This is a genomic window from Mycobacterium sp. BMJ-28 (genome assembly GCF_054404835.1).
The window spans coordinates 3,714,614-3,734,999 of the sequence record NZ_CM136783.1 but is presented as its reverse complement, the minus strand read 5'-3'; the positions used below and the strand labels follow the sequence as shown (position 1 = coordinate 3,734,999).

Annotated in this window: 20 protein-coding genes and 2 pseudogenes; 20 read left to right on the top strand and 2 right to left on the bottom strand. The window is 69.2% G+C overall.

The window, feature by feature from the left end:
* On the top strand, positions 1-393 hold the full coding sequence (locus ACXPWS_RS18455) for a secondary thiamine-phosphate synthase enzyme YjbQ (RefSeq protein WP_458713592.1): 393 nt from the start codon (positions 1-3) through the stop codon (positions 391-393).
* On the opposite strand, the gene ACXPWS_RS18450 is transcribed toward ACXPWS_RS18455, so the two are convergent.
* On the bottom strand, positions 390-1,010 hold the full coding sequence (locus tag ACXPWS_RS18450; RefSeq protein WP_458708047.1) for a hypothetical protein: 621 nt from the start codon (positions 1,008-1,010) through the stop codon (positions 390-392). The two genes, ACXPWS_RS18455 and ACXPWS_RS18450, sit on opposite strands and share 4 nt — an antisense overlap.
* A 175-nt stretch (positions 1,011-1,185) precedes the next feature.
* On the opposite strand from ACXPWS_RS18450, the gene alaS reads away from it, so the two are divergent.
* The 9 genes and pseudogenes from alaS (at position 1,186) to aroB (ending at position 10,310) form a co-directional block, all read left to right on the top strand.
* The gene (alaS, locus tag ACXPWS_RS18445) at positions 1,186-3,876 is read left to right on the top strand and encodes an alanine--tRNA ligase (protein WP_458708046.1); all 2,691 of its coding nucleotides are present in this window, start codon (positions 1,186-1,188) and stop codon (positions 3,874-3,876) included.
* A gap of 4 nt (positions 3,877-3,880) precedes the next feature.
* Positions 3,881-4,372: a Holliday junction resolvase RuvX gene (gene ruvX, locus ACXPWS_RS18440; RefSeq protein WP_458708045.1), complete on the top strand. Its 492-nt coding sequence runs from the start codon at positions 3,881-3,883 to the stop codon at positions 4,370-4,372.
* The gene (mltG, locus tag ACXPWS_RS18435; RefSeq protein WP_458708044.1) at positions 4,365-5,609 is read left to right on the top strand and encodes an endolytic transglycosylase MltG; all 1,245 of its coding nucleotides are present in this window, start codon (positions 4,365-4,367) and stop codon (positions 5,607-5,609) included. Before ruvX ends, mltG begins: the two co-directional genes overlap by 8 nt.
* Positions 5,599-6,384, top strand: a complete 786-nt coding sequence (locus ACXPWS_RS18430; protein ID WP_458708043.1) for a shikimate dehydrogenase — start codon at positions 5,599-5,601, stop codon at positions 6,382-6,384. Before mltG ends, ACXPWS_RS18430 begins: the two co-directional genes overlap by 11 nt.
* Before the next feature lie 9 nt (positions 6,385-6,393).
* Positions 6,394-6,815 (top strand): annotated as a pseudogene (locus ACXPWS_RS18425) (prepilin peptidase).
* Between the two features lie 17 nt (positions 6,816-6,832).
* The gene (locus ACXPWS_RS18420; protein ID WP_458708042.1) at positions 6,833-7,351 is read left to right on the top strand and encodes an N-acetyltransferase family protein; all 519 of its coding nucleotides are present in this window, start codon (positions 6,833-6,835) and stop codon (positions 7,349-7,351) included.
* A gap of 42 nt (positions 7,352-7,393) precedes the next feature.
* Positions 7,394-8,599: a chorismate synthase gene (gene aroC / locus ACXPWS_RS18415; RefSeq protein WP_458708041.1), complete on the top strand. Its 1,206-nt coding sequence runs from the start codon at positions 7,394-7,396 to the stop codon at positions 8,597-8,599.
* A 3-nt stretch (positions 8,600-8,602) separates the two neighbouring features.
* A pseudogene (locus ACXPWS_RS18410) lies at positions 8,603-9,094 on the top strand (shikimate kinase); the annotation flags it as partial.
* Positions 9,095-9,230: 136 nt separating this feature from the next.
* Positions 9,231-10,310 (top strand): 3-dehydroquinate synthase, encoded by a 1,080-nt coding sequence (aroB, locus tag ACXPWS_RS18405; RefSeq protein ID WP_458708040.1) that lies wholly within the window; start codon positions 9,231-9,233, stop codon positions 10,308-10,310.
* Here aroB and ACXPWS_RS18400 read toward each other — a convergent pair whose 3' ends face one another.
* Positions 10,311-10,814 (bottom strand): B-4DMT family transporter, encoded by a 504-nt coding sequence (locus tag ACXPWS_RS18400; RefSeq protein WP_458708039.1) that lies wholly within the window; start codon positions 10,812-10,814, stop codon positions 10,311-10,313.
* Between the two features lie 33 nt (positions 10,815-10,847).
* On the opposite strand from ACXPWS_RS18400, the gene ACXPWS_RS18395 reads away from it, so the two are divergent.
* The 10 genes from ACXPWS_RS18395 (at position 10,848) to ACXPWS_RS18350 (ending at position 20,350) form a co-directional block, all read left to right on the top strand.
* A complete protein-coding gene (locus ACXPWS_RS18395; protein ID WP_458708038.1) occupies positions 10,848-11,942 on the top strand; it encodes a M24 family metallopeptidase in 1,095 nt (364 codons plus the stop codon).
* 19 nt (positions 11,943-11,961) lie between these two features.
* Complete coding sequence (gene efp, locus ACXPWS_RS18390; protein ID WP_458708037.1) at positions 11,962-12,525, top strand: elongation factor P; 564 nt, start codon at positions 11,962-11,964, stop codon at positions 12,523-12,525.
* Between the two features lie 23 nt (positions 12,526-12,548).
* Positions 12,549-13,025, top strand: coding sequence for a transcription antitermination factor NusB (gene nusB, locus ACXPWS_RS18385; RefSeq protein WP_458708036.1), 477 nt, complete (start codon positions 12,549-12,551; stop codon positions 13,023-13,025).
* Positions 13,026-13,031: 6 nt separating this feature from the next.
* Positions 13,032-13,559 (top strand): hypothetical protein, encoded by a 528-nt coding sequence (locus tag ACXPWS_RS18380; protein ID WP_458708035.1) that lies wholly within the window; start codon positions 13,032-13,034, stop codon positions 13,557-13,559.
* Between the two features lie 177 nt (positions 13,560-13,736).
* Positions 13,737-14,474, top strand: a complete 738-nt coding sequence (locus ACXPWS_RS18375; protein ID WP_458708034.1) for a GntR family transcriptional regulator — start codon at positions 13,737-13,739, stop codon at positions 14,472-14,474.
* A gap of 16 nt (positions 14,475-14,490) precedes the next feature.
* On the top strand, positions 14,491-14,718 hold the full coding sequence (locus tag ACXPWS_RS18370; RefSeq protein ID WP_458708033.1) for a 4Fe-4S dicluster domain-containing protein: 228 nt from the start codon (positions 14,491-14,493) through the stop codon (positions 14,716-14,718).
* A gap of 16 nt (positions 14,719-14,734) precedes the next feature.
* Entirely contained in the window at positions 14,735-16,099 is a 1,365-nt protein-coding gene (locus tag ACXPWS_RS18365) for an ABC transporter substrate-binding protein (RefSeq protein ID WP_458708032.1), read from the top strand.
* 35 nt (positions 16,100-16,134) lie between these two features.
* Complete coding sequence (locus ACXPWS_RS18360) at positions 16,135-16,938, top strand: ABC transporter permease (RefSeq protein ID WP_458713591.1); 804 nt, start codon at positions 16,135-16,137, stop codon at positions 16,936-16,938.
* Positions 16,935-17,672, top strand: a complete 738-nt coding sequence (locus ACXPWS_RS18355; RefSeq protein WP_458708031.1) for an ABC transporter ATP-binding protein — start codon at positions 16,935-16,937, stop codon at positions 17,670-17,672. The genes ACXPWS_RS18360 and ACXPWS_RS18355 overlap by 4 nt, the downstream gene beginning before the upstream one ends.
* Positions 17,672-20,350: a fumarate reductase/succinate dehydrogenase flavoprotein subunit gene (locus ACXPWS_RS18350; protein ID WP_458708030.1), complete on the top strand. Its 2,679-nt coding sequence runs from the start codon at positions 17,672-17,674 to the stop codon at positions 20,348-20,350. The genes ACXPWS_RS18355 and ACXPWS_RS18350 overlap by 1 nt, the downstream gene beginning before the upstream one ends.
* The last annotated feature ends 36 nt before the right edge of the window (positions 20,351-20,386 follow it).

Below are 20,386 nucleotides of genomic sequence, written 5' to 3'. Positions count from 1 at the left end.
GTGCTGGAACTCGACACGTCGCACCGCCGGATCGTCGATCTGACCGCGGCGATCCGGGAGTTCTGTGGTCATCAGCACGCGGACGGTCTGGTCAACGTCTTCGTCCCGCACGCCACCGCGGGCATCGCGGTCATCGAGACGGGCGCCGGTTCCGATGACGACCTGGTCGACGCGCTCGAGCGGCTGCTGCCCCGTGACGACCGCTACCGCCATGCGCACGGCTCACCCGGGCACGGCGCCGACCATGTGTTGCCCGGACTGGTGTCCCCGTCGGTGACCGTGCCCGTCAGCGCCGGCGAACCCCTGCTGGGAACCTGGCAGAGCGTCGTCCTGGTGGACCTCAACAAGGACAACCCGCGGCGCACCGTGCGGCTGAGCTTCTTGGCGGGCTAGACCAGGTCCGGCACCCGCAGGTGCGCGACGGCCAGCTCGAACTCGGCCTCATCGACCTCGGAAGCCCCGGCCGCGCGCATCGATGCGACCTTCAGCGCGGTGGCCTGGTCACGATTGTCCACCATGGCGTCACGGCTGCTGAACGACACCGACGCCACCCCGCGACCGGTGGCCCGGTCGACCATCAGGCTGGCACTGCAAAACCCGGGCAGGTGCTCGACCTGGGGGAGCACCGCCCCGCGGAAATAGTCGATACCGGCGTCGATCAGATCCGGCGGCACCGAGATCCAGGTCGCGCGCACACACGCCCGCAGATCGGAGCTGTGCTCCCGGTGCAGCACCGCGATCTCCCAGTTCTCCGCCCACGCGGTGCCGCCGAACTCGTGCGCCACCCGGTTCCGCAACTGCGCGGTCTCCTCGAAGCTCGAACTCATGGCCTCCTCGGATTCCCACGCGGTGGCGACAATGCACCGGCCGGAGTCGCGGTCGACCATCAGGGATAACCCGACCCAGCCGGGCAGTTCCGGCAACGCCGTCATCACCTCGTCGCGGACGTGGGCGATGCCGGCGTCGATCTTGTCCGGGCGCGCCATCACCGTGGTAGAACGTGCGAACACGGTCCACTCCCTTCGCTGTCGCAGCGCCCCGGTGGCGCCGCCGGTCACCTACAACTGTCCTCCCGCGCCGCGCCCCACACAATGGTCAATGGTGTGCTGCGCACAGGGGTCCGGCGGCCGGCCCGGTACTGTTATGCGGTCGACCACCGGACCAGCGAATTAAGGACAGCAGCACGTGCAGACACACGAGATCAGGAAACGCTTCCTCGATCATTTCGTGAAGGCGGGACACACCGAGGTGCCCAGCGCTTCGGTCATCCTCGACGACCCGAACCTGCTGTTCGTCAACGCCGGCATGGTGCAGTTCGTGCCCTTCTTCCTCGGCGCCCGCACCCCGCCCTACGACACCGCCGTCAGCGTGCAGAAGTGCATCCGCACCCCCGACATCGAAGAAGTCGGGATCACCACCCGGCACAACACCTTCTTCCAGATGGCCGGCAACTTCAGCTTCGGCGACTACTTCAAGAAGCGCGCCATCGAGCTGGCCTGGACCCTGCTGACCAACCCGCAGGACCAGGGTGGCTACGGCTTCGATCCGGAAAAGCTCTGGGCCACCGTCTATCTCGATGACGACGAGGCGATCGCGCTGTGGCAGGAGGTGGCCGGACTGCCGACCGACCGCATCCAGCGCCGCGGGATGGCCGACAACTACTGGTCGATGGGGATCCCCGGACCGTGCGGACCGTGCTCGGAGATCTACTACGACCGCGGCCCGGAATACGGCATCGATGGCGGCCCGGAAGCCAACGAGGACCGCTACATCGAGATCTGGAATCTCGTCTTCATGCAGAACGAGCGCGGTGAGGGCACCTCGAAGAACGATTTCGAGATCCTCGGCCCGCTGCCGCGCAAGAACATCGACACCGGCATGGGTGTCGAACGCATCGCCTGTCTGCTGCAGGGCGTGGACAACGTGTACGAGACCGATCTGGTGCGTCCGGTCATCGACGTCGTCGCCGGGATCGCACCGCGCGGGTACGGCCAGGGCAACCACGACGACGATGTGCGGTACCGGATCATCGGCGACCACAGCCGCACCGCGGCCATCATCATCGGCGACGGCGTCACCCCCGGTAACGAGGGTCGTGGCTATGTGCTGCGCCGGCTGCTGCGCCGGATCATCCGGGCGGCCAAGCTGCTCGGCGTGGATCGGCCCATCATGGCCGAGCTGATGGCGACCGTGCGCGACGAGATGGGCCCGTCCTACCCGGAGCTGGTGACCGATTTCGACCGGATCAACCGCATCGCGGTGGCCGAGGAGACGGCCTTCAACCGCACCCTGGCGGCCGGTTCGCGGCTGTTCGAGGACGCCGCATCGGCGACCCGCGCGGCCGGCCGGTCGACGCTGTCCGGGGACGACGCCTTCACCCTGCACGACACCTACGGATTCCCGATCGACCTCACCCTCGAGATGGCGGCCGAAGCCGGCCTGACCGTCGACGAAGCGGGCTTTCGCGGCCTGATGGCCGAGCAGCGCCAGCGCGCCAAGGCCGACGCCGCCGCCCGCAAGCAGGCTCACGCCGACTTGTCCGCTTACCGCGACCTGGTCGACGCCGGCCCCACCGAGTTCACCGGATTCGATGAATTGTCCTCGCAGGCAACAATTCTCGGTATCTTTGTGGACGGCAAACGAGTCCCGGTGGTGGACCACGAGAGTGCCGCGGGGCAGCGGGTCGAGCTGATCCTGGACCGCACACCGTTCTACGCCGAATCCGGTGGGCAGATCGCCGACGAGGGCGCCATTACCGGCACCGGCTCGTCGTCCACCGCCAAGGCGGCCGTCGCCGATGTCCAGAAGATCGCCAAAACGCTGTGGGCACACCGGGTCACCGTGGAATCCGGCGAATTCGTCGAGGGCGACGCGGTCACCGCGGAGGTTGACCCCGGCTGGCGGCACGGCGCCACCCAGGGCCACTCGGGTACCCACATGGTGCACGCCGCACTGCGACAGATCCTGGGGCCCAACGCCGTTCAGGCCGGCTCGCTGAACCGGCCGGGTTACCTGCGGTTCGACTTCAACTGGCAGGGCGCGCTCACCGAAGAGCAGCGCACCGAGATCGAAACCGTCGCCAATGAGGCCGTGCAGGCCGACTACGCCGTCAACACCTTCAACACCGAGCTGGAGAAGGCCAAGTCCATGGGCGCCATGGCGCTGTTCGGCGAGAACTATCCCGACGAGGTGCGGGTGGTGGAGATCGGCGGTCCGTTCTCCCTGGAGCTGTGCGGCGGCACCCATGTGCGCAGCTCGGCTCAGATCGGTCCGGTCACCCTGCTCGGCGAATCCTCCGTCGGCTCGGGTGTGCGCCGCGTCGAGGCCTACGTCGGACTGGAATCGTTCCGGCATCTGTCCAAGGAGCGTGCCCTGATGGCGGGGCTGGCGTCCTCGCTGAAGGTGCCGTCCGACGAGGTGCCGGCCCGGGTGGCCAACCTGGTGGACCGGCTCAAGGTCGCCGAGAAGGAACTCGACCGCATCCGGCTGGCCAACGCCCGCGCCGCCGCGGCCAACGCCGCCGCCGGTGCCGAGACCGTCGGCAAGGTGCGGCTGGTGGCGCAGCGGATGGCCGGTGGCATCTCGGCCGGCGACCTGCGCAGCCTGGTCGGCGATATCCGCGGCAAGCTGGGCGCCGAGCCCGGTGTGGTCGCGCTCATCGCCGAGGGCGAGGACGACTCGGTGCCGTTCGTGGTGGCGGTCAACCCGGCAGCACAGGACTTGGGTTTGAGCGCGAACGACCTGGTGAAGCAGTTGAGTGCACCGGTCAACGGCCGTGGGGGCGGCAAGGCCGATCTGGCACAGGGTTCCGGCAAGGGGGCGGCGGGTATCGACGCGGCATTGGCCGCGCTGCGCGCAGAGATCGCCCGGAGCTGACTGCGTGCCGGACACCGAACGTCTGCCGGACAGGCCGGGCGCAGACGATCCCGGGCGGGGCCGTCGGCTCGGTGTCGACGTCGGCACGGTACGGATCGGTGTGGCCGTCTGCGACCCCGACGGCATCCTGGCCACGCCGCTGGAGACGGTCCGGCGGGAACGCGGTGGGCGTCATCTGCGCCGGCTGATCACCCTGGCCGGCGAGCATGAGGTCGTCGAGGTGGTGGTCGGCCTACCGCGCACCCTCGCCGACAGGGCCGGCTCGTCGGCGCAGGACGCCGTCGAAATCGCCGACGCCCTGGCCGCACGGATCGCGCCGACACCGGTGCGGCTCGTCGACGAGCGGCTGACTACCGTTAGCGCACAACGTTCACTGCGGGATGCAGGTGTTCGAGCCAAGAACCAGCGGACCATGGTCGACCAGGTTGCCGCAGTAGCGATTCTGCAGACCTGGCTGGACCAGCGCCGGTCCGCGCTAGGGGTTGCCGATGAGTGAGCACTGGAGCACCAAGCGCAATGAACCCGTGGCGGTCGGACCGCCACGGCGACGGATGAGCCGGGCCTCGCGGGCCCGCGCCCGCCGGATGCAGCGCCGCAGGCGCCTGTTCAGCGGTCTGGCGGTGGCGGCGCTGGTGGTGGTGATCGTCGGTGCGGTGTTCCTGGGCTCGCGGATGTGGCACGGCGTGTTCGGGTCCGGCGGCGACTTCGCGGGCGACGGCACCGCCGACGTGGTCGTCGAGGTGCACAGCGGGGACTCGACCACCGCGATCGGCCAGACCCTGCAGCAGCAGAACGTGGTGTCCTCGGCCAAGGCATTCGTCGAGGCGGCGGCGGGCAACCAGGCGATCGCGGCCATCCAGCCCGGTTTCTACAAGCTGCGCACCGAGATACCCGCGTCGGGCGCGGTCACCCGGCTCACGGACGCCAAGAATCGGGTGGGTGAGCTGGTGATCCCCGAGGGCCGCCAGCTCGACGACGTCGCCGATGTGAAGACCAATGCGGTGACCGACGGGATCTTCACGCTGATCTCGAAGGCCTCCTGCGTGGACATCAACGGCGACCACCGCTGTGTGCCCGCCGACGACCTCAAGAAGATCGCAGGCAGCGCAGACCTGACCGCGCTGGCGGTACCGAACTGGGCGACCGCGGCCGTCACCGCGATGGGCGCCGACCACCGCAGACTGGAGGGGTTGATCGCCCCGGGCAGCTGGAACGTCAATCCGTCCGGGTCGCCCCAGGAGATCTTGAACAGCCTGGTCAAGGCCAGCACGGCGCAGTACGAAGCCAATGGGTTGCTCGACGCCGCGGCATCGACGCACCTGACGCCCTATCAGATCCTGGTGGTCGCCTCGCTGGTACAGCGGGAAGCCAAACCGCAGGATTTCGCCAAGGTGGCCAGAGTGATCTACAACCGGCTGGCCGAACACCGCAAGCTGGAGTTCGACTCGACGGTGAACTACTCGCTGGACCGCCAGGAAGTCGCCACCACCGACGCCGACCGGGCCCGGGTGACGCCGTGGAACACCTATGCCTCCGAAGGACTTCCGGCCACCCCGATCTGTTCGCCGGGCGGGCCCGCGCTGGCCGCCGCGGAGAACCCGGCACCGGGGGACTGGCTGTACTTCGTGACCATCGACCTGCAGGGCACCACGTTGTTCACCCGGGACTACGAGCAGCACCTGGCCAATATCGAGCTGGCCAAGCACAACGGGGTCCTGGACAGTGCCCGCTAGGCGGGCTGCCGTACTCGGCTCGCCGATCACCCACTCCCGCTCGCCCGATCTACACCTGGCGGCCTACCGTGCGCTCGGGCTGACCGACTGGACCTACGAGCGCATCGAGTGCACGGCCGACGAACTGCCGACCCTGGTGGCGGGTCTGGGTCCGGAGTGGGTGGGCCTCTCGGTCACCATGCCGGGCAAATTCGCCGCGCTGCGATCGGCCACCGAGCGCACCCCACGTGCCGAGCTGGTGGGCTCGGCCAACACCCTGGTGCGCACCGATACCGGCTGGCGCGCCGACAACACCGACATCGACGGGGTGATCGGCGCCCTCGGGGACCATCGGGGTGCACGCGCGGCGGTGCTGGGATCCGGCGGCACCGCCCCGGCGGCGGTGGTGGGGCTGGCCACCCTGGGGGTCCGGGACATCGCCGTGGTGGCCCGCGACCGCGTCAAGGCGGCGCCACTGGTGGCGTTGTCCGAACCGCTCGGCGTGACCGTCCGATGGGTCGAACTCGGCACCAGGGTCGACGTCGACACGGTGGTGAACACCTTGCCCGCCGACGTCGCCGCCGGCCACACCGCGACCGTCGCCGGGGTGCCGGTGCTGCTGGACGCGATCTACGATCCGTGGCCGACTCCGCTGGCCGCTGCGGTCGCGGCCGCCGGCGGCCGGGTGATCAGCGGTCTGCACATGCTGCTGCACCAAGCCTTCGCGCAGGTGGAGCAGTTCACTGGGCTGCCAGCCCCCAAAGAGGTGATGAGGCAGGCGCTTCGGCCGCTCTAACCTCGATTGATGGGGGCGGGGCTGGTCGGCGCGTGGCTGGTGGCGCTGTGTGTGTGTACGACGTGCGGCAGCACCGGTTGCCCAACACGCTGACCCTGCCCGGTGCGGCGGTGATCGTCGCCGGTGCCGCGCTGGCCGGGCACGGCGCGGGCGCGCTCGCCGGGGCGGGCGCGCTGGCCGGTGTGTACCTGGCGGTGCATCTGGTCGATCCGGCGTCGATGGGTGCGGGCGACGTGAAGCTCGCGCTGGGCCTGGGCGGGCTCACCGGCGCGTTCGGCCTGCCGGTGTGGGTGCTCGCGGCGCTGGCGGCACCCCTGTTCACCGGGCTGCTCGGGCTGGCCGCGATGTGGCGGGGCACCGGAACCGCCGTGCCGCACGGGCCGTCGATGTGCGTGGCCACCGCCGCATCGGTCGCCCTGGTGTTCGTGTAGCCCTACCGTGAGAGACCATGTCCGTCCGCGCCGCGTCCACCGCCGACCTGCCTGAGATCGCCGAGATCTACGCCCATTACGTCACCACCAGCGTCGCGACCTTCGAGCTCGAGGCGCCCGATGTGGCCGAGTGGCGCACTCGGTTCGCGGCGATCGTGGCGGCCGGCCTGCCGTTTCTGGTGACCGAGCGCAACGGCGCGGTGGCCGGCTACGCCTATTGCGCGCCGTGGAAGACGCGCCCGGCCTATCGGGCCACCGCGGAGGACTCGATCTACGTGGCGCCGTGGGCCGTCGGCAGTGGCTGCGGCGCCGAACTGCTGCCCGCGTTGCTGAATCTCAGCCGCGCCGCCGGGGTGCGGGAGGTGATCGCCGTGATCGCGGACGTCGGCGGCGAGCCGGCACCCGATACCGGCGATTCGGCATCGATGCGGCTGCACCGGCGGTTCGGATTCCGCGACGCGGGCCGGTTGACGCGGGTCGGCCACAAACACGACCGCTGGATGGACACGGTGCTGCTGCAATGGAGCGCAGGTTGACAGATTCGGTCACGCGGATGTCCGCGTGGGAGAATGTCACCCGTGTTGCGATGGACTACCGCTGGTGAATCCCATGGCCGTGCCCTGGTGGCGATGGTCGAAGGCATGGTGGCGGGGCTGTCCGTGACCTCCGACGACATCGCTGCCCAGTTGCAGCGGCGCCGCCTCGGCTATGGCCGGGGCGCCCGGATGAAGTTCGAGAAGGACCAGGTGACCGTGCTCACCGGGGTCCGGCACGGGCTGACCCTCGGCGGGCCCATCGCCATCGAGATCGGCAACACCGAGTGGCCGAAGTGGGAGACCGTGATGGCCGCCGACCCGGTCGACGCGACCCAGCTGGCAAGCGACGCGGCGCGCAACGCCCCACTGACCCGGCCGCGCCCCGGCCACGCGGACTACGCGGGCATGCTCAAATACGGCTTCGACGACGCCCGCCCGGTGCTGGAGCGGGCCAGCGCCCGCGAGACCGCCGCCCGGGTCGCCGCCGGCACCGTGGCGCGGGCGTTCCTGCGCCAGGCCCTCGGCGTCGAGGTCATCTCGCATGTCATCGCCATCGGCGCAGTCAAGCCATACGACGGCCCGTCACCGCTGCCGCAGGACCTGGCCCGCATCGATGACAGCCCGGTGCGTGCTTTCGACGAGCAGGCCGAGCAGCTGATGATCGCCGAGATCGAAGCGGCCAAGAAGGACGGCGACACCCTCGGCGGTGTGGTCGAAGTGGTGGTCACCGGCCTGCCGATCGGGCTGGGCTCGTTCACCAGCGGCGACAACCGCCTGGACAGCCAGCTGGCCGCGGCGGTGATGGGCATCCAGGCCATCAAGGGTGTCGAGATCGGCGACGGTTTCGAGACCGCCCGCCGGCGCGGCAGCGTGGCCCATGACGAGATGTACCCCGGCCCGGACGGCGTGCTGCGCTCCACCAACCGCGCCGGCGGCCTGGAGGGCGGGATGACCAACGGTCAGCCGCTGCGGGTGCGTGCGGCGATGAAACCGATCTCCACCGTGCCGCGGGCGCTGGCCACCGTCGACATGGCCACCGGTGCCGAGGCGGTCGCGATTCACCAGCGTTCCGATGTGTGCGCGGTGCCCGCCGCGGGCGTGGTGGTGGAGACCATGGTGGCGCTGGTGCTGGCGCGGGCCGCGCTGGAGAAGTTCGGCGGCGACTCGCTGGCCGAGACCACGGCCAATGTCGAGAGCTACCTGGCGGCGGTCCGCGAGCGCGAACCTGCCCAGCGGGCGTCGGGATAGCTCATGGCGCCCAAGGCTGTGCTGGTGGGGATGCCGGGTTCCGGCAAGTCCACCATCGGACGGCGGCTGGCCAAGGCACTGCAGGTCCCGCTGCTGGACACCGACGCCAAGATCGTGGAAACCACCGGCCGCAGCATTGCCGACATCTTCACCGAAGGCGAGCAGGCGTTCCGGCAGATCGAAGCCGATGTGGTGCGTGCGGCGCTGGCCGAGCACGACGGTGTGGTGTCGCTCGGCGGTGGCGCCATCACCACACCGGCGGTCCGCGAGGCACTGGCCGGGCACACCGTCGTCTATCTGGAAATCAGTGCGGCAGAAGGGATTCGCCGCACCAGTGGCAGCGCCCGTCCGTTGCTGGCCGGTGATGACCCGGGGGAGCGGTACCGTGCGCTGATCGCCGAGCGGGTACCGCTGTACCGCGAGGTGGCCACCATGCGGGTGAACACCAACCGGCGCAATCCGGGCGCCGTCGTCCGGCACATCGTCACCAGGCTCGACGGCTGCGGATCGGGTCACCGTTCGCGCCGGCGCCGTCGGCCGGCCTGGCGGCGGCCCACCATCTTGAACCCGGCACCCACCACCGATGCGCCGCCCACCCCGGCGGCGCTGGCCCGACGAGCAGAGGCGCGCAATGAGTGAACCCGTGACGGTGGACGTTCTGGTCGACCGGCCGTATCCGGTGATCATCGGGACCGGTCTGCTGGAGGACCTCAGCCGCACCCTGGCGGGCCGGCACAAGGTCGCGGTGCTGCACCAGCCCACGCTGGCCCAGACCGCGGAGGTGATCCGGGCGCACCTGCAGGACAACGGAATCGACGCCCACCGCGTCGAGATCCCGGACGCCGAGGCAGGTAAGGAACTGCCCGTCGTCGGCTTCATCTGGGAGGTGCTCGGCCGGATCGGGGTGGGCCGCAAGGACGCCCTGGTGAGTCTGGGCGGCGGGGCGGCCACCGACGTGGCCGGCTTCGCCGCGGCCACCTGGCTGCGCGGGGTGGACATCGTGCACGTGCCCACCACGCTGCTGGGCATGGTCGACGCCGCGGTCGGCGGCAAGACCGGCATCAACACCGACGCGGGCAAGAACCTGGTCGGCGCCTTCCATCAGCCGCTGGCGGTGCTCGTCGATCTCGGGACCCTGGCGTCGCTTCCGCGCAACGAGATCGTGGCGGGTATGGCCGAGATCGTGAAGGCCGGTTTCATCGCCGACCCGGTGATCCTGGATCTCATCGAGGCCGACCCGGAGGCCGCGGTCGACCCGGCCGGATCCGTGCTGCCCGAACTGATCCGGCGCGCGATCGTGGTCAAGGCCGAGGTGGTCGCCGCCGACGAGAAAGAGTCGGCGTTGCGTGAAATCCTCAACTACGGCCACACGCTGGCGCACGCCATCGAACGCCGCGAGCGCTACAAGTGGCGCCACGGCGCCGCCGTGTCGGTGGGCCTGATCTTCGCCGCCGAACTCGGCAGGCTGGCCGGACGCCTGGACGATGACACCGCCGACCGGCACCGCCGGGTGCTGACCGCGCTGGGACTTCCGGTCAGCTATGACCCCGACGCGTTGCCGCAGCTGCTGGACTACATGGCCGGGGACAAGAAGAACCGCTCGGGCATCCTGCGGTTCGTGGTGCTGGACGGGCTGGCCAAGCCCGGACGGCTGGAAGGGCCCGACCCGAGCCTGCTGGCCGCCGCGTACTCGGTGGTGGGAAACCCGTAACTACTGGGCGCTGTCGGGCTGGACGGCCGCGAACACGTCGGTGTCGGCGCGCTCATCGCCTTCGCGGCGGCGCTCGTACGGCGGCGCCTTGCGGTCGACGACCCAACGGCCGATGGTCACCGCGACCACGCCCGCGAGGAACACCAGCAGCGCGGTGAAGGCCGCGAACGAGGTGAGCTCGCTGATCAGGTTGCCGGTGTACACCGCCTTGTAGAACAGCCCGATGAACCACGTCACCAGGTCGCCGAGCAGCCCGGCCACCAGCCCGGCCAGCAGCCAGACCATCGCGAGGTCGGAGCGCCGGTCCGGGTCGGCCTGCGCGGTGGCGTCGGCGTGGCCGTCGAAATACGCCCACACTAGGGCGGGCACGGCCAGGAAAAGTCCCAGTGCGGGACTGATCCAGCCGGCGTTCGTCGGGAAGGCGTCGACCAGCGCACCCTGGATCAATCGCAGGACAACCACCACCGCCGCGAACACGAGCCCGCGCAGCAACCACTTACTCATGAGGGCACAGCGTAGCGAGTACCGTCAGCGGTCGTGACGATTTCGCAGCGCAGAGGTCGGCTGAGGCAGCGGCTGGCCGTCGCCAACGTGGACGCTTTGCTGGTAACGGACCTGGTCAACGTGCGCTACCTGTCCGGATTCACCGGGTCGAATGCGGCGCTGTTGATCCGCGCCGATGACGACACGCCGGTCCTGGCGACCGACGGCCGGTACGTCACCCAGGCCGCGGCGCAGGCGCCGGATGCCGAATTGGTGATCGAGCGGGCCTGCGGACCGCAGCTGGCCGGCCGGGCCGCGGCCACCGGCATCCGCCGGCTCGGCTTCGAAAGTCATGTGGTGACCTTCGACGGCCACGCCCTGCTGGAGCGCGCGGCCGACGGCGTGCAGCTGGTCCGGGCCCCAGGCGTGGTCGAGCGGCTGCGCGAGGTGAAGGACGCCGGTGAGATCGCCATGCTGCGGCTGGCCTGCGAGGCCGCGGACTCCGCGCTGCGGGAGCTGGTGGACGCCGGTGGCCTACGCCCCGGTCGTACCGAGAAAGAGGTCGCCCGGGACCTGGAGTCGCTGATGCTGGACTATGACGCCGACGGCGTGTCCTTCGAGACGATCGTCGCCGCCGGTGCCAATTCGGCCATCCCGCACCATCGGCCCACCGATGCGGTGCTGGCCCGCGGTGACTTCGTGAAGATCGATTTCGGTGCGCTGGTGGCCGGCTACCACTCCGACATGACCCGCACCTTCGTGCTGGGGCCGCTGGCGGCCTGGCAGCGCGAGATCTACGACCTGGTCGCCGCGGCACAACGGGCCGGCCGCGAGGCGCTGCGCCCTGGGGCCGGACTCAAGGATGTCGACGCGGCATCGCGGCAGGTCATCGCCGATGCCGGGTACGCGGAGAACTTCGGCCACGGTCTCGGCCACGGCGTCGGGCTGCAGATCCACGAAGCGCCGGGAATCAGCGCGTCATCCGTCGGTACACTGCTTGCTGGCGCTGCGGTGACCGTGGAGCCCGGTGTCTACCTGCCCGGCCGGGGTGGTGTCCGCATCGAGGACACCCTGGTCGTGGGCAGCCAGGACGCACCCACACCCGAGTTGCTCACCCGGTTCCCCAAGGAACTGGTCGTAATTAACTGATCTAGGAGCTGTACAGACCGTGGCATCAACCGCCGACTTCAAGAATGGGCTCGTCCTGCAGATCGACAACCAGCTGTGGCAGATCACCGAGTTCCAGCACGTCAAACCCGGTAAGGGGCCGGCGTTCGTGCGCACCAAGCTCAAGAACGTGCTGACCGGCAAGGTGGTCGACAAGACCTTCAACGCCGGGGTGAAGGTCGAGACCGCGACCGTGGACCGCCGCGACGCCACCTACCTGTACCGCGACGGTTCCGATTTCGTGTTCATGGATTCCCAGGATTACGAGCAGAACCCGCTCTCGGAGGCGCTCGTCGGCCGGCTCGCGGATTTCCTGCTCGAGGGCATGCCCGTGCAGATCGCCTTCCACAACGGCGAGGCGCTGTACCTGGAGTTGCCCACCTCGGTGGAGCTCGTCGTCACCCACACCGAGCCCGGTCTGCAGGGTGACCGCTCCAGCGCCGGCACCAAGCCGGCCACCGTGGAGTCGGGCGCCGAGCTGCAGGTGCCGCTGTTCATCAACACCGGCGACAAGCTGAAGGTGGACACCCGTGACGGCTCGTATCTGGGCCGGGTGAATGCCTAGCCAGGGCGAGCGGAGCGACGGGAATGCCTGACCGTCGCGGGGACCGCGGACGGCATCAGGCGCGCAAACGCGCCGTCGATCTGCTGTTCGAGGCCGAGGCCCGCGGTCTGACCGCCGCCGAGGTGGCCGAGGGGCGCAACAAGCTGTCCCACAGCCAGGCCGATATCAACCCGCTGAACCCGTACACGGTGACGGTGGCCCGCGGGGTGACCGAGCACAGTGCCCATGTCGACGAACTCATCGCTGCGCACCTGCAGGGTTGGACGCTGGACCGATTGCCCGCCGTGGACCGCGCCATCCTGCGGGTGGCGGTGTGGGAGCTGCTGCACGCCCAGGACGTTCCCGAACCGGTGGCGGTCGATGAGGCCGTCGAGCTGGCGAAGGAGTTGTCCACCGACGACTCGCCGGGCTTCGTCAACGGCGTGCTCGGTCAGGTGATGCTCGTGACGCCACAGATACGGGCCGCTGCCGAGGCGCTGCGCGGGTCGCAGGAGGTCTAACTTCCGATGAACGCACCGCAGGACTGGGCGCCGTACATGAGCGTGCAGGATGCCGCCGCGGTGTATCTGCGCGACCCCGACCTGGCGCTGGAACAACTCCGGTCGGTCGTCGAGTTCCCCGGGATCGCGTCGTTCATCATGTCGCGCGGGGAGTCCGAGGAGTCCTGGGGCACGGCGCTGTGGCAGGAAGTGGTGGCCACCGACGGGCGTCGGTTGATCATGTGGCGGGCCGACGACGAATACAGCGACGACCGGCGGCAGCTGACGTCCTCGGTGCGCACCATTTTGTTGTCGACGATCAGCGACCACATTCTGAGCACCCAGTTCGACGTGCTCAACGACGGGACCCGGCGGCTGTCCGAGGTGCGACTGCGGATGTACACCCAGCTGGTCACCAGGGCCCGCAAGACCTCCGCCACCGAAAGCGACCTGTACTGCGAATCGTTCCGGTACACCAAGTCGGTGGGCAACGGCGGGCTCGCGCAGATGGAACGCCTACTGCAGTTCGGCCGGGTGCTGTCGCGCTCGATGTGAGCTTTCTGCTCAGCGCGATCCGAAACGCGCCGCGCTGAGCGGGGGTGGCGCAATACCACGATCCCGGCATTTTCTGGCAGGTCGGTGTCCTGGGCCGGCGGCGCAATCGTCGTGCACACGGCATCGTGGCCGCTCAGCGCGTCGGGACGAGGTCTGCATCGCCCTTACGGTGAATGCGTGCCAGCCCCAGAACCGACGCCGATCCGCCGCACGCGCGCCGATCAGGCCCGTCTGGTGGCCGACGTGCTGCGTCAGCACATCCACGCCGGCGGTTACCCCGACGGCCTGCCCGCCGAAACCGAACTGGCCGCGGATTTCTCGGTGTCGCGCAACACCGTCCGGGAAGCGCTCGCCGTGCTCAAGGCCGAGGGGCTGATCGACCGGGGCACCAAGGTCGGCACCCACGTCGCGGTGCGCAAATACGACCACGGCCTGGACGCGCTGGTCGGGCTGAAGGAGACGTTCAAGGACTACGGCGAGGTGCGCAACGAGGTGCGCGCCGTGCTGCGGATGACCGCGCCACCGGCGGTGGCGCGCAAGCTGGACCTGGAACCGGCCACCACGGTGGTCTACATCGAGCGGCTGCGTTACCTGGGCGACTTGCCGCTGTCGTTGGACCTGACCTATCTGGCACCCGACATCGGCGACCTGGTGGTCGAGCATCCGTTGGAGACCAACGATGTGTTCGCGCTCATCGAACAGGTCAGCGGACAACGGCTCGGCTCGGCAACCCTTGCCCTGGAGGCGATCTCGGCCGATCCGCATTCGGCGGCAACCTTGCAGGTGCCCGATGGCGCGGCGCTGCTGATGCTGGAGCGGCTCACCAGACTTGGCGACGGTCGTCCCGTCGACCTGGAGTACATCCGGATGCGTGGTGACCGGATCACCATGCGCGGCAATCTTTTCCGTAACTAACCGGCAGGAGCTGGAGATGGCTTTGGTGAACACCCGTCTGGACGTCCCGGTCACGATCGACGAGTCGCTGTGTATCGAGGGCTGCACGCTGTGCGTCGAGATCTGCCCGATGGATTCGCTGGCGATCAACCCCGACAACGGCAAGGCGTACATGCATGTCGACGAATGCTGGTACTGCGGGCCGTGTGCGGCCCGCTGTCCCACCGGCGCCGTCACCGTCAACATGCCCTATCTGATCCGCTGAGTCGCTGAGGACCCTCATGAAGAAATCTCTCGCGGTGCTGCTCGCTGCGCTCACCGCCACGCTGTCGGCCTGCTCGCTCGATGCCACCACCAAGGACGACGACGTCGTCGACGTCGTCGTCGGCTACCAGTCCAAGACCATCAACACCGTCACCGCCGGGACATTGCTCAAGGCCCAGGGATATCTGGAACATCGGCTGGCCGACATCACCACCCGCACCGGCACCAAATACAACGTGACCTGGCAGGACTACGACACCGGCGCACCGATCACCGCGCAGATGGTCGCCGAGAAGATCGACATCGGTTCGATGGGCGACTATCCGATGCTGATCAACGGCTCCAAGACCCAGGCCAACGAACGAGCGCGTACCGAGATCGTCTCGGTGACCGGGTACAACCCCAAGGGCGCGCTGAACATGGTGGTGGTGTCGCCGGATTCGCCCGCCCGCACGCTGACCGACCTGGCCGGGAAGAAGGTGTCCGCAAGCGTCGGTTCGGCCGGGCACGGCACCCTGGTACGGGCGCTGTCACAAGCCGGTATCGATCCCAAGACCGGTGTCGAGGTGCTCAACCAGCAGCCTCAGGTAGGCGCCTCGGCGCTGGAATCCGGTCAGGTACAGGGCCTTTCGCAGTTCGTTGCATGGCCCGGCCTGCTGGTGTTCCAGAACAAGGGCAAGTTGCTGTATGACGGCGCGCAGCTGAACTACCCGACCCTGCACGGGGTCGTGGTGCGCCGGGATTACGCGGCCACCCACCCCGAGGTGCTCGACGCGTTCCTGCAGGCCCAACTCGACGCCACCGACTTCCTCAACACCAAACCGCTGGAAGCCTCCCGCATCGTCGCCGAGGCCAGCGGCCTGCCCCAGGAGGTGGTGTACCTGTACAACGGTCCCGGCGGCACGTCGTTCGACACCACGCTGAAGCCCTCGCTCGTCGAGGCGCTCAAAGGCGATGTGCCGTACCTGAAGTCGATCGGCGACTTCGCCGAGCTCGACGTCCCCGGCTTCGTCCAGGACGGCCCGCTGCGGGCCGCGTTCGCCGAGCGCAAACTCGACTACGACGCCGCGCTCAAGGCGACCAGCGCACCGGCGGCCGGTGAGCTCTGGCTGCAGGGCTCGGACACCACCGTGCCGGCGGCGAGCCCCAACGAGCTGTTGCGCGCGGTGCGGAACGCGCAAGCCCGCGGCGCCACGGTGCGGGCGGCGTATGTGCCCGACGCCGAACTGGGCACCCGCTGGTTCGCCGACAAGGCGATCTGGGTCCGCGACGGCGGCAACTACCTGCCCTTCGACACCCCGGCCGGCGCCGCACGCTATACCGCCGCCCATCCCGGCAGCAGCACCGTGGACTACCAGCAGGCGCTGGCGGGTGTGGTGTGACCGATCTGTTGACCCGCCCGCACGCCGATGTCGCGGTGCAGCAGGGCAACCGCGACCGCCGGGTATGGCGCCACCGCACCCTGCGGGTGGCCTCGGTGCTGGCCGCGATCGGGCTGTGGCAGGTGCTGACCGCCAACGGAGTTCGGTTCTGGTTGCGCTTCGACACCCTGCCGACCGTCACCGAGATCGGGGCGGCGCTGGCGCACCGGCTCGGCACCGGTGAGTATTGGCTGGATCTGGCACAGTCGCTGATCCGGATCCTCACCGGTTTCGGGCTGGCCGCGGTGATCGGTGTCGTCACCGGCATCCTGCTCGGTCGCTCGGCGCTGTTCGCCGATCTGTTCGGTCCGATCACCGAACTGCTCCGGCCGATCCCTGCGATCGCGATCGTGCCGGTGGCCATCCTGTTGTTCCCCAGCGACGAGGCCGGCATCGTGGCCATCACGTTCCTGGCCGCCTACTTCCCGATCATGGTCAGTACCCGGCATGCGGTGCGGGCGCTGCCCACCATCTGGGAGGACTCGGTACGCACGCTGGGCGGTGGCCGCTGGGATGTGCTGCGTCAGGTGGTGCTGCCCGGCATCCTGCCCGGATTGTTCGGTGGATTGTCGGTGGGGATGGGCGTGGCGTGGATCTGCGTGATCTCCGCCGAGATGATCTCCGGACGGCTCGGCGTCGGTTACCGAACCTGGCAGGCCTACACCGTGCTGGACTACCCGGCCGTGTTCGTCGGGATCCTCACCATCGGTGCGCTCGGCTTCGGCACCGCCGCGGCCATAGAACTGATCGGGCGCCGGGCCACCCGGTGGCTGCCGCGCGGCGAGGAGAGCACGCGATGACGATCGCTGTGACGACCGGGCTGCGGCTGGAACTCGACGATGTCACGTTGTCCTACACCGGCACGGCGGTGCTGCGCGGTCTGACACTGACCGTGCAGCCGGGGGAGATCCTGGTCCTGACGGGACCGTCGGGATGCGGCAAGTCCACGGTGTTGCGGGCACTGGCCGGTCTGCTGGCCCCGGACTCCGGCCTGGTGCGCGCCGACGGCGAGCCCGTCACCACCACCTCCCGGGACCGCGGCATGGTGTTCCAGGACAGCGCGCTACTGCCGTGGCGTAGCGTGCGCTCGAATATCGAACTGGCCCTTGCGCTTCGGGGCACGCCACGATCGACGCGCCGGGCGCGGGCCGAACGCTGGATCGAGGAGGTGGGTCTCACCGGGTTCGCGGACTACCTGCCCAAGAGCCTGTCGGGTGGCATGCGGCAACGGGTGCAATTGGCCCGCGGGCTGGCCGGCGCGCCCCGCGCGGTCATGATGGACGAACCGTTCGGTGCACTGGACGCGCAGACCCGCGCGGCCATGCAGCGCCTGCTGATCGCGACCTGGCGAGCACACCCCACCACCATCGTGTTCGTCACCCATGACGTCGACGAGGCGCTGATCCTCGGTGACCGGGTGGCGGTGCTGGGCCGCGAGGGCCTGCGGGTACTGCAAGAGGTGCCCCAGCCGCGCACCGAAAACGTGGACCGCAGTGCGCTGCGTGCCGAAATCATCGAGGCATTGGACAACTGATGACTGAAATCCCCGATCTCGCCGATACGGTCCGGCTGGACTGCGATGTGCTGGTGATCGGCGGCGGCACCGCGGGCACCATGGCCGCGCTGACCGCCGCCGAGAACGGTGCGCGGGTGCTGCTGTTGGAGAAGGCGCACGTGCGGCATTCCGGGGCGCTGGCGATGGGCATGGACGGCGTCAACAATGCCGTCATCCCCGGCAAGGCCGAACCCGAGGACTACGTCGCCGAGATCACCCGGGCCAACGACGGAATCGTCAACCAGCGCACCATCTATCAGACCGCGACGCGCGGGTTCGCGATGGTGCAGCGACTGGAACGGTACGGGGTCAAATTCGAGAAGGACGAGCACGGCGAGTACGCGGTGCGGCGCGTGCACCGGTCGGGTTCCTATGTGCTGCCGATGCCCGAGGGCAAAGACGTCAAGAAGGCGTTGTACCGGGTGCTGCGGCAACGCTCGATGCGGGAGAAGATCCAGATCGAGAACCGCCTGATGCCGGTGCGGGTTCTCGTCTCGGACGGTAGGGCCGTCGGGGCGGCGGCCCTGAACACCCGCACCGGCGAGTTCGTCGCCATCGCGGCAAAGGCCGTCATCCTGGCCACCGGTGCCTGCGGCCGGCTCGGCTTGCCTGCCTCGGGTTATCTGTATGGCACGTACGAGAATCCGACCAACGCCGGCGACGGATACGCGATGGCCTACCACGCCGGTGCGGAGCTGTCCGGTATCGAGTGCTTCCAGGTCAACCCGCTGATCAAGGACTACAACGGCCCGGCGTGTGCCTATGTGGCCAACCCGTTCGGCGGTTACCAGGTCAACGCCCAGGGCGAGCGGTTCGTGGACTCGGATTACTGGTCGGGCCAGATGATGACCGAGGTCCGCAGCGAGATCGAATCCGCGCGCGGGCCGATTTATCTCAAGGTGACCCACCTGCCCGACGAGACGCTGTCCGCACTGGAGAACATCCTGCACACCACCGAGCGCCCGACCCGCGGCACCTTCCACGCCAATCGCGGGCACGACTACCGCACCCACGATATCGAGATGCACATCTCCGAGATCGGTTTGTGCAGTGGGCACTCCGCATCCGGGGTGTGGGTGGACGAGCATGCCCGGACCACGGTGCCCGGCCTGTACGCGGCCGGTGACCTGGCCTGCGTGCCGCACAACTACATGATCGGCGCGTTCGTCTACGGCGACCTGGCCGGTGAACATGCGGCCTCCACACTGGCCGAAACTGCCGCGCCGGTGCACCTTCCGGACGATCAGCTGGCTGCGGCGCACGAGCTGGTCTACCGGCCACTGCGCCAACCCGACGGCCCGCCGCAGCCGCAGGTGGAGTACAAGCTGCGCCGGTTCGTCAACGACTATGTGGCGCCGCCCAAGACCGCGTCGAAGTTGTCGATCGCCGTGCAGACATTCGACCGGATGCGCGACGAGGTGGCCGGGATCGGCGCCCGGACCCCGCATGAGCTGATGCGTGCGGCCGAGGTGTCGTTCATCCGGGATTGTGCGGAGATGGCGGCACGCTCCTCGCTGACCCGCACCGAATCGCGCTGGGGTCTGTACCACGAACGGGCCGATCTGCCGGCCCGCGACGATCAGGAATGGAACTATCACCTGAATCTGCGCAAGGGTGCCTCCGGTGAGATGGAGTTCCTCAAGCGTCCCGTCGCCGAGTACTTCGTACCGGTGCCGGGGCTGGAGCATGTGCCCTCGGCCGGGCCGATGACCGTCGTCGAGCAACCCGCGCTGTTCGGCGGGAAGGCGCCGGCCACGGTGGTCTCCCGGGTCGCCGCGGCCCCCGCGCCGCCACCGTCACCGCGGATCGCGGCGGTGCTGGCGCTGGCGGAACCGACGCTGGCCGAGCTGTCCGAATACCTGGCCGACGACGACGCCGGCGTGCGCCGCACCGCGGTGGCGACCCTGGTGGAGAACCTGCCCGACGGCTACGGGAGCGCACTGGTCGCGGCCCTGGCCGATCCCGATGCGGGCGTACGGCTGCAGGCCGCAGAAGCGGCCCGGGAATTGGTCGAAGTGCTGCCGTCGCCCGAACAGTTTGTCGCGCACGTGAATTCGCCGGATGCGGTGGTGCGTGCGGTGGCACTGTACGTGACAAGTTCGCGCCGGGTGCCTGCGGAGTTCCGCGCCGCCGTGCGCGACGGGGACCACCGGGTGCGGATCGAGGCGGTGCGTGCGCTGGTCTCGGTCGACGACGCCCACGGTGTGGCACTGGCGGCCACAGATGACAACCGGGAGGTGCGGATCGCTGCGGTGCGCGGACTCGCGACGCTGGGCGCCGGTGTCGAGACGGTGCGGGCCAGCCTGGCCGACCCCGATCCGCTGGTACGTGCGGCGGCCCTGTCGGCGCTGGGCACCCTCGGCGGTGACGACGGTGATATCGCGGTCATCGAACGCGCCCTGGCGGAGTCGGCCTGGCAGGTACGCGAAGGCGCGGCCCGGGCCCTGTCCGGTGTGGCGCCCGACGTCGCGGTGCCGTCACTGTCCCGCACACTGGCCGACTCCCATCTGGACGTGCGAAAGGCGGCGGTGCTGAGCCTGACCCGGTGGGCGTCGTCGGAGTCGGCGGCCCGCGATGCGCTGGGCCTGGCACTCAAGGACGCCGACGCCGACGTGCGGGCCTACGCGCGCCGGGCGCTGGATGTGGTCAGCGTCTGATCGCTCGCGGGGGAAAGACCTGCGACGCTTTCAACG

Excerpts from the sequence above, each read along its gene's own strand:
- mltG (WP_458708044.1), top strand. The coding sequence starts at position 4,365 with ATGAGTGAGCACTGGAGCACCAAGCGCAATGAACCCGTGGCGGTCGGA.
- ACXPWS_RS18420 (WP_458708042.1), top strand. The coding sequence starts at position 6,833 with ATGTCCGTCCGCGCCGCGTCCACCGCCGACCTGCCTGAGATCGCCGAG.
- aroB (WP_458708040.1), top strand. The coding sequence starts at position 9,231 with ATGAGTGAACCCGTGACGGTGGACGTTCTGGTCGACCGGCCGTATCCG.
- ACXPWS_RS18400 (WP_458708039.1), bottom strand. The coding sequence starts at position 10,814 with ATGAGTAAGTGGTTGCTGCGCGGGCTCGTGTTCGCGGCGGTGGTGGTT.
- nusB (WP_458708036.1), top strand. The coding sequence starts at position 12,549 with ATGCCTGACCGTCGCGGGGACCGCGGACGGCATCAGGCGCGCAAACGC.
- ACXPWS_RS18380 (WP_458708035.1), top strand. The coding sequence starts at position 13,032 with ATGAACGCACCGCAGGACTGGGCGCCGTACATGAGCGTGCAGGATGCC.
- ACXPWS_RS18370 (WP_458708033.1), top strand. The coding sequence starts at position 14,491 with ATGGCTTTGGTGAACACCCGTCTGGACGTCCCGGTCACGATCGACGAG.
- ACXPWS_RS18365 (WP_458708032.1), top strand. The coding sequence starts at position 14,735 with ATGAAGAAATCTCTCGCGGTGCTGCTCGCTGCGCTCACCGCCACGCTG.
- ACXPWS_RS18355 (WP_458708031.1), top strand. The coding sequence starts at position 16,935 with ATGACGATCGCTGTGACGACCGGGCTGCGGCTGGAACTCGACGATGTC.
- ACXPWS_RS18350 (WP_458708030.1), top strand. The coding sequence starts at position 17,672 with ATGACTGAAATCCCCGATCTCGCCGATACGGTCCGGCTGGACTGCGAT.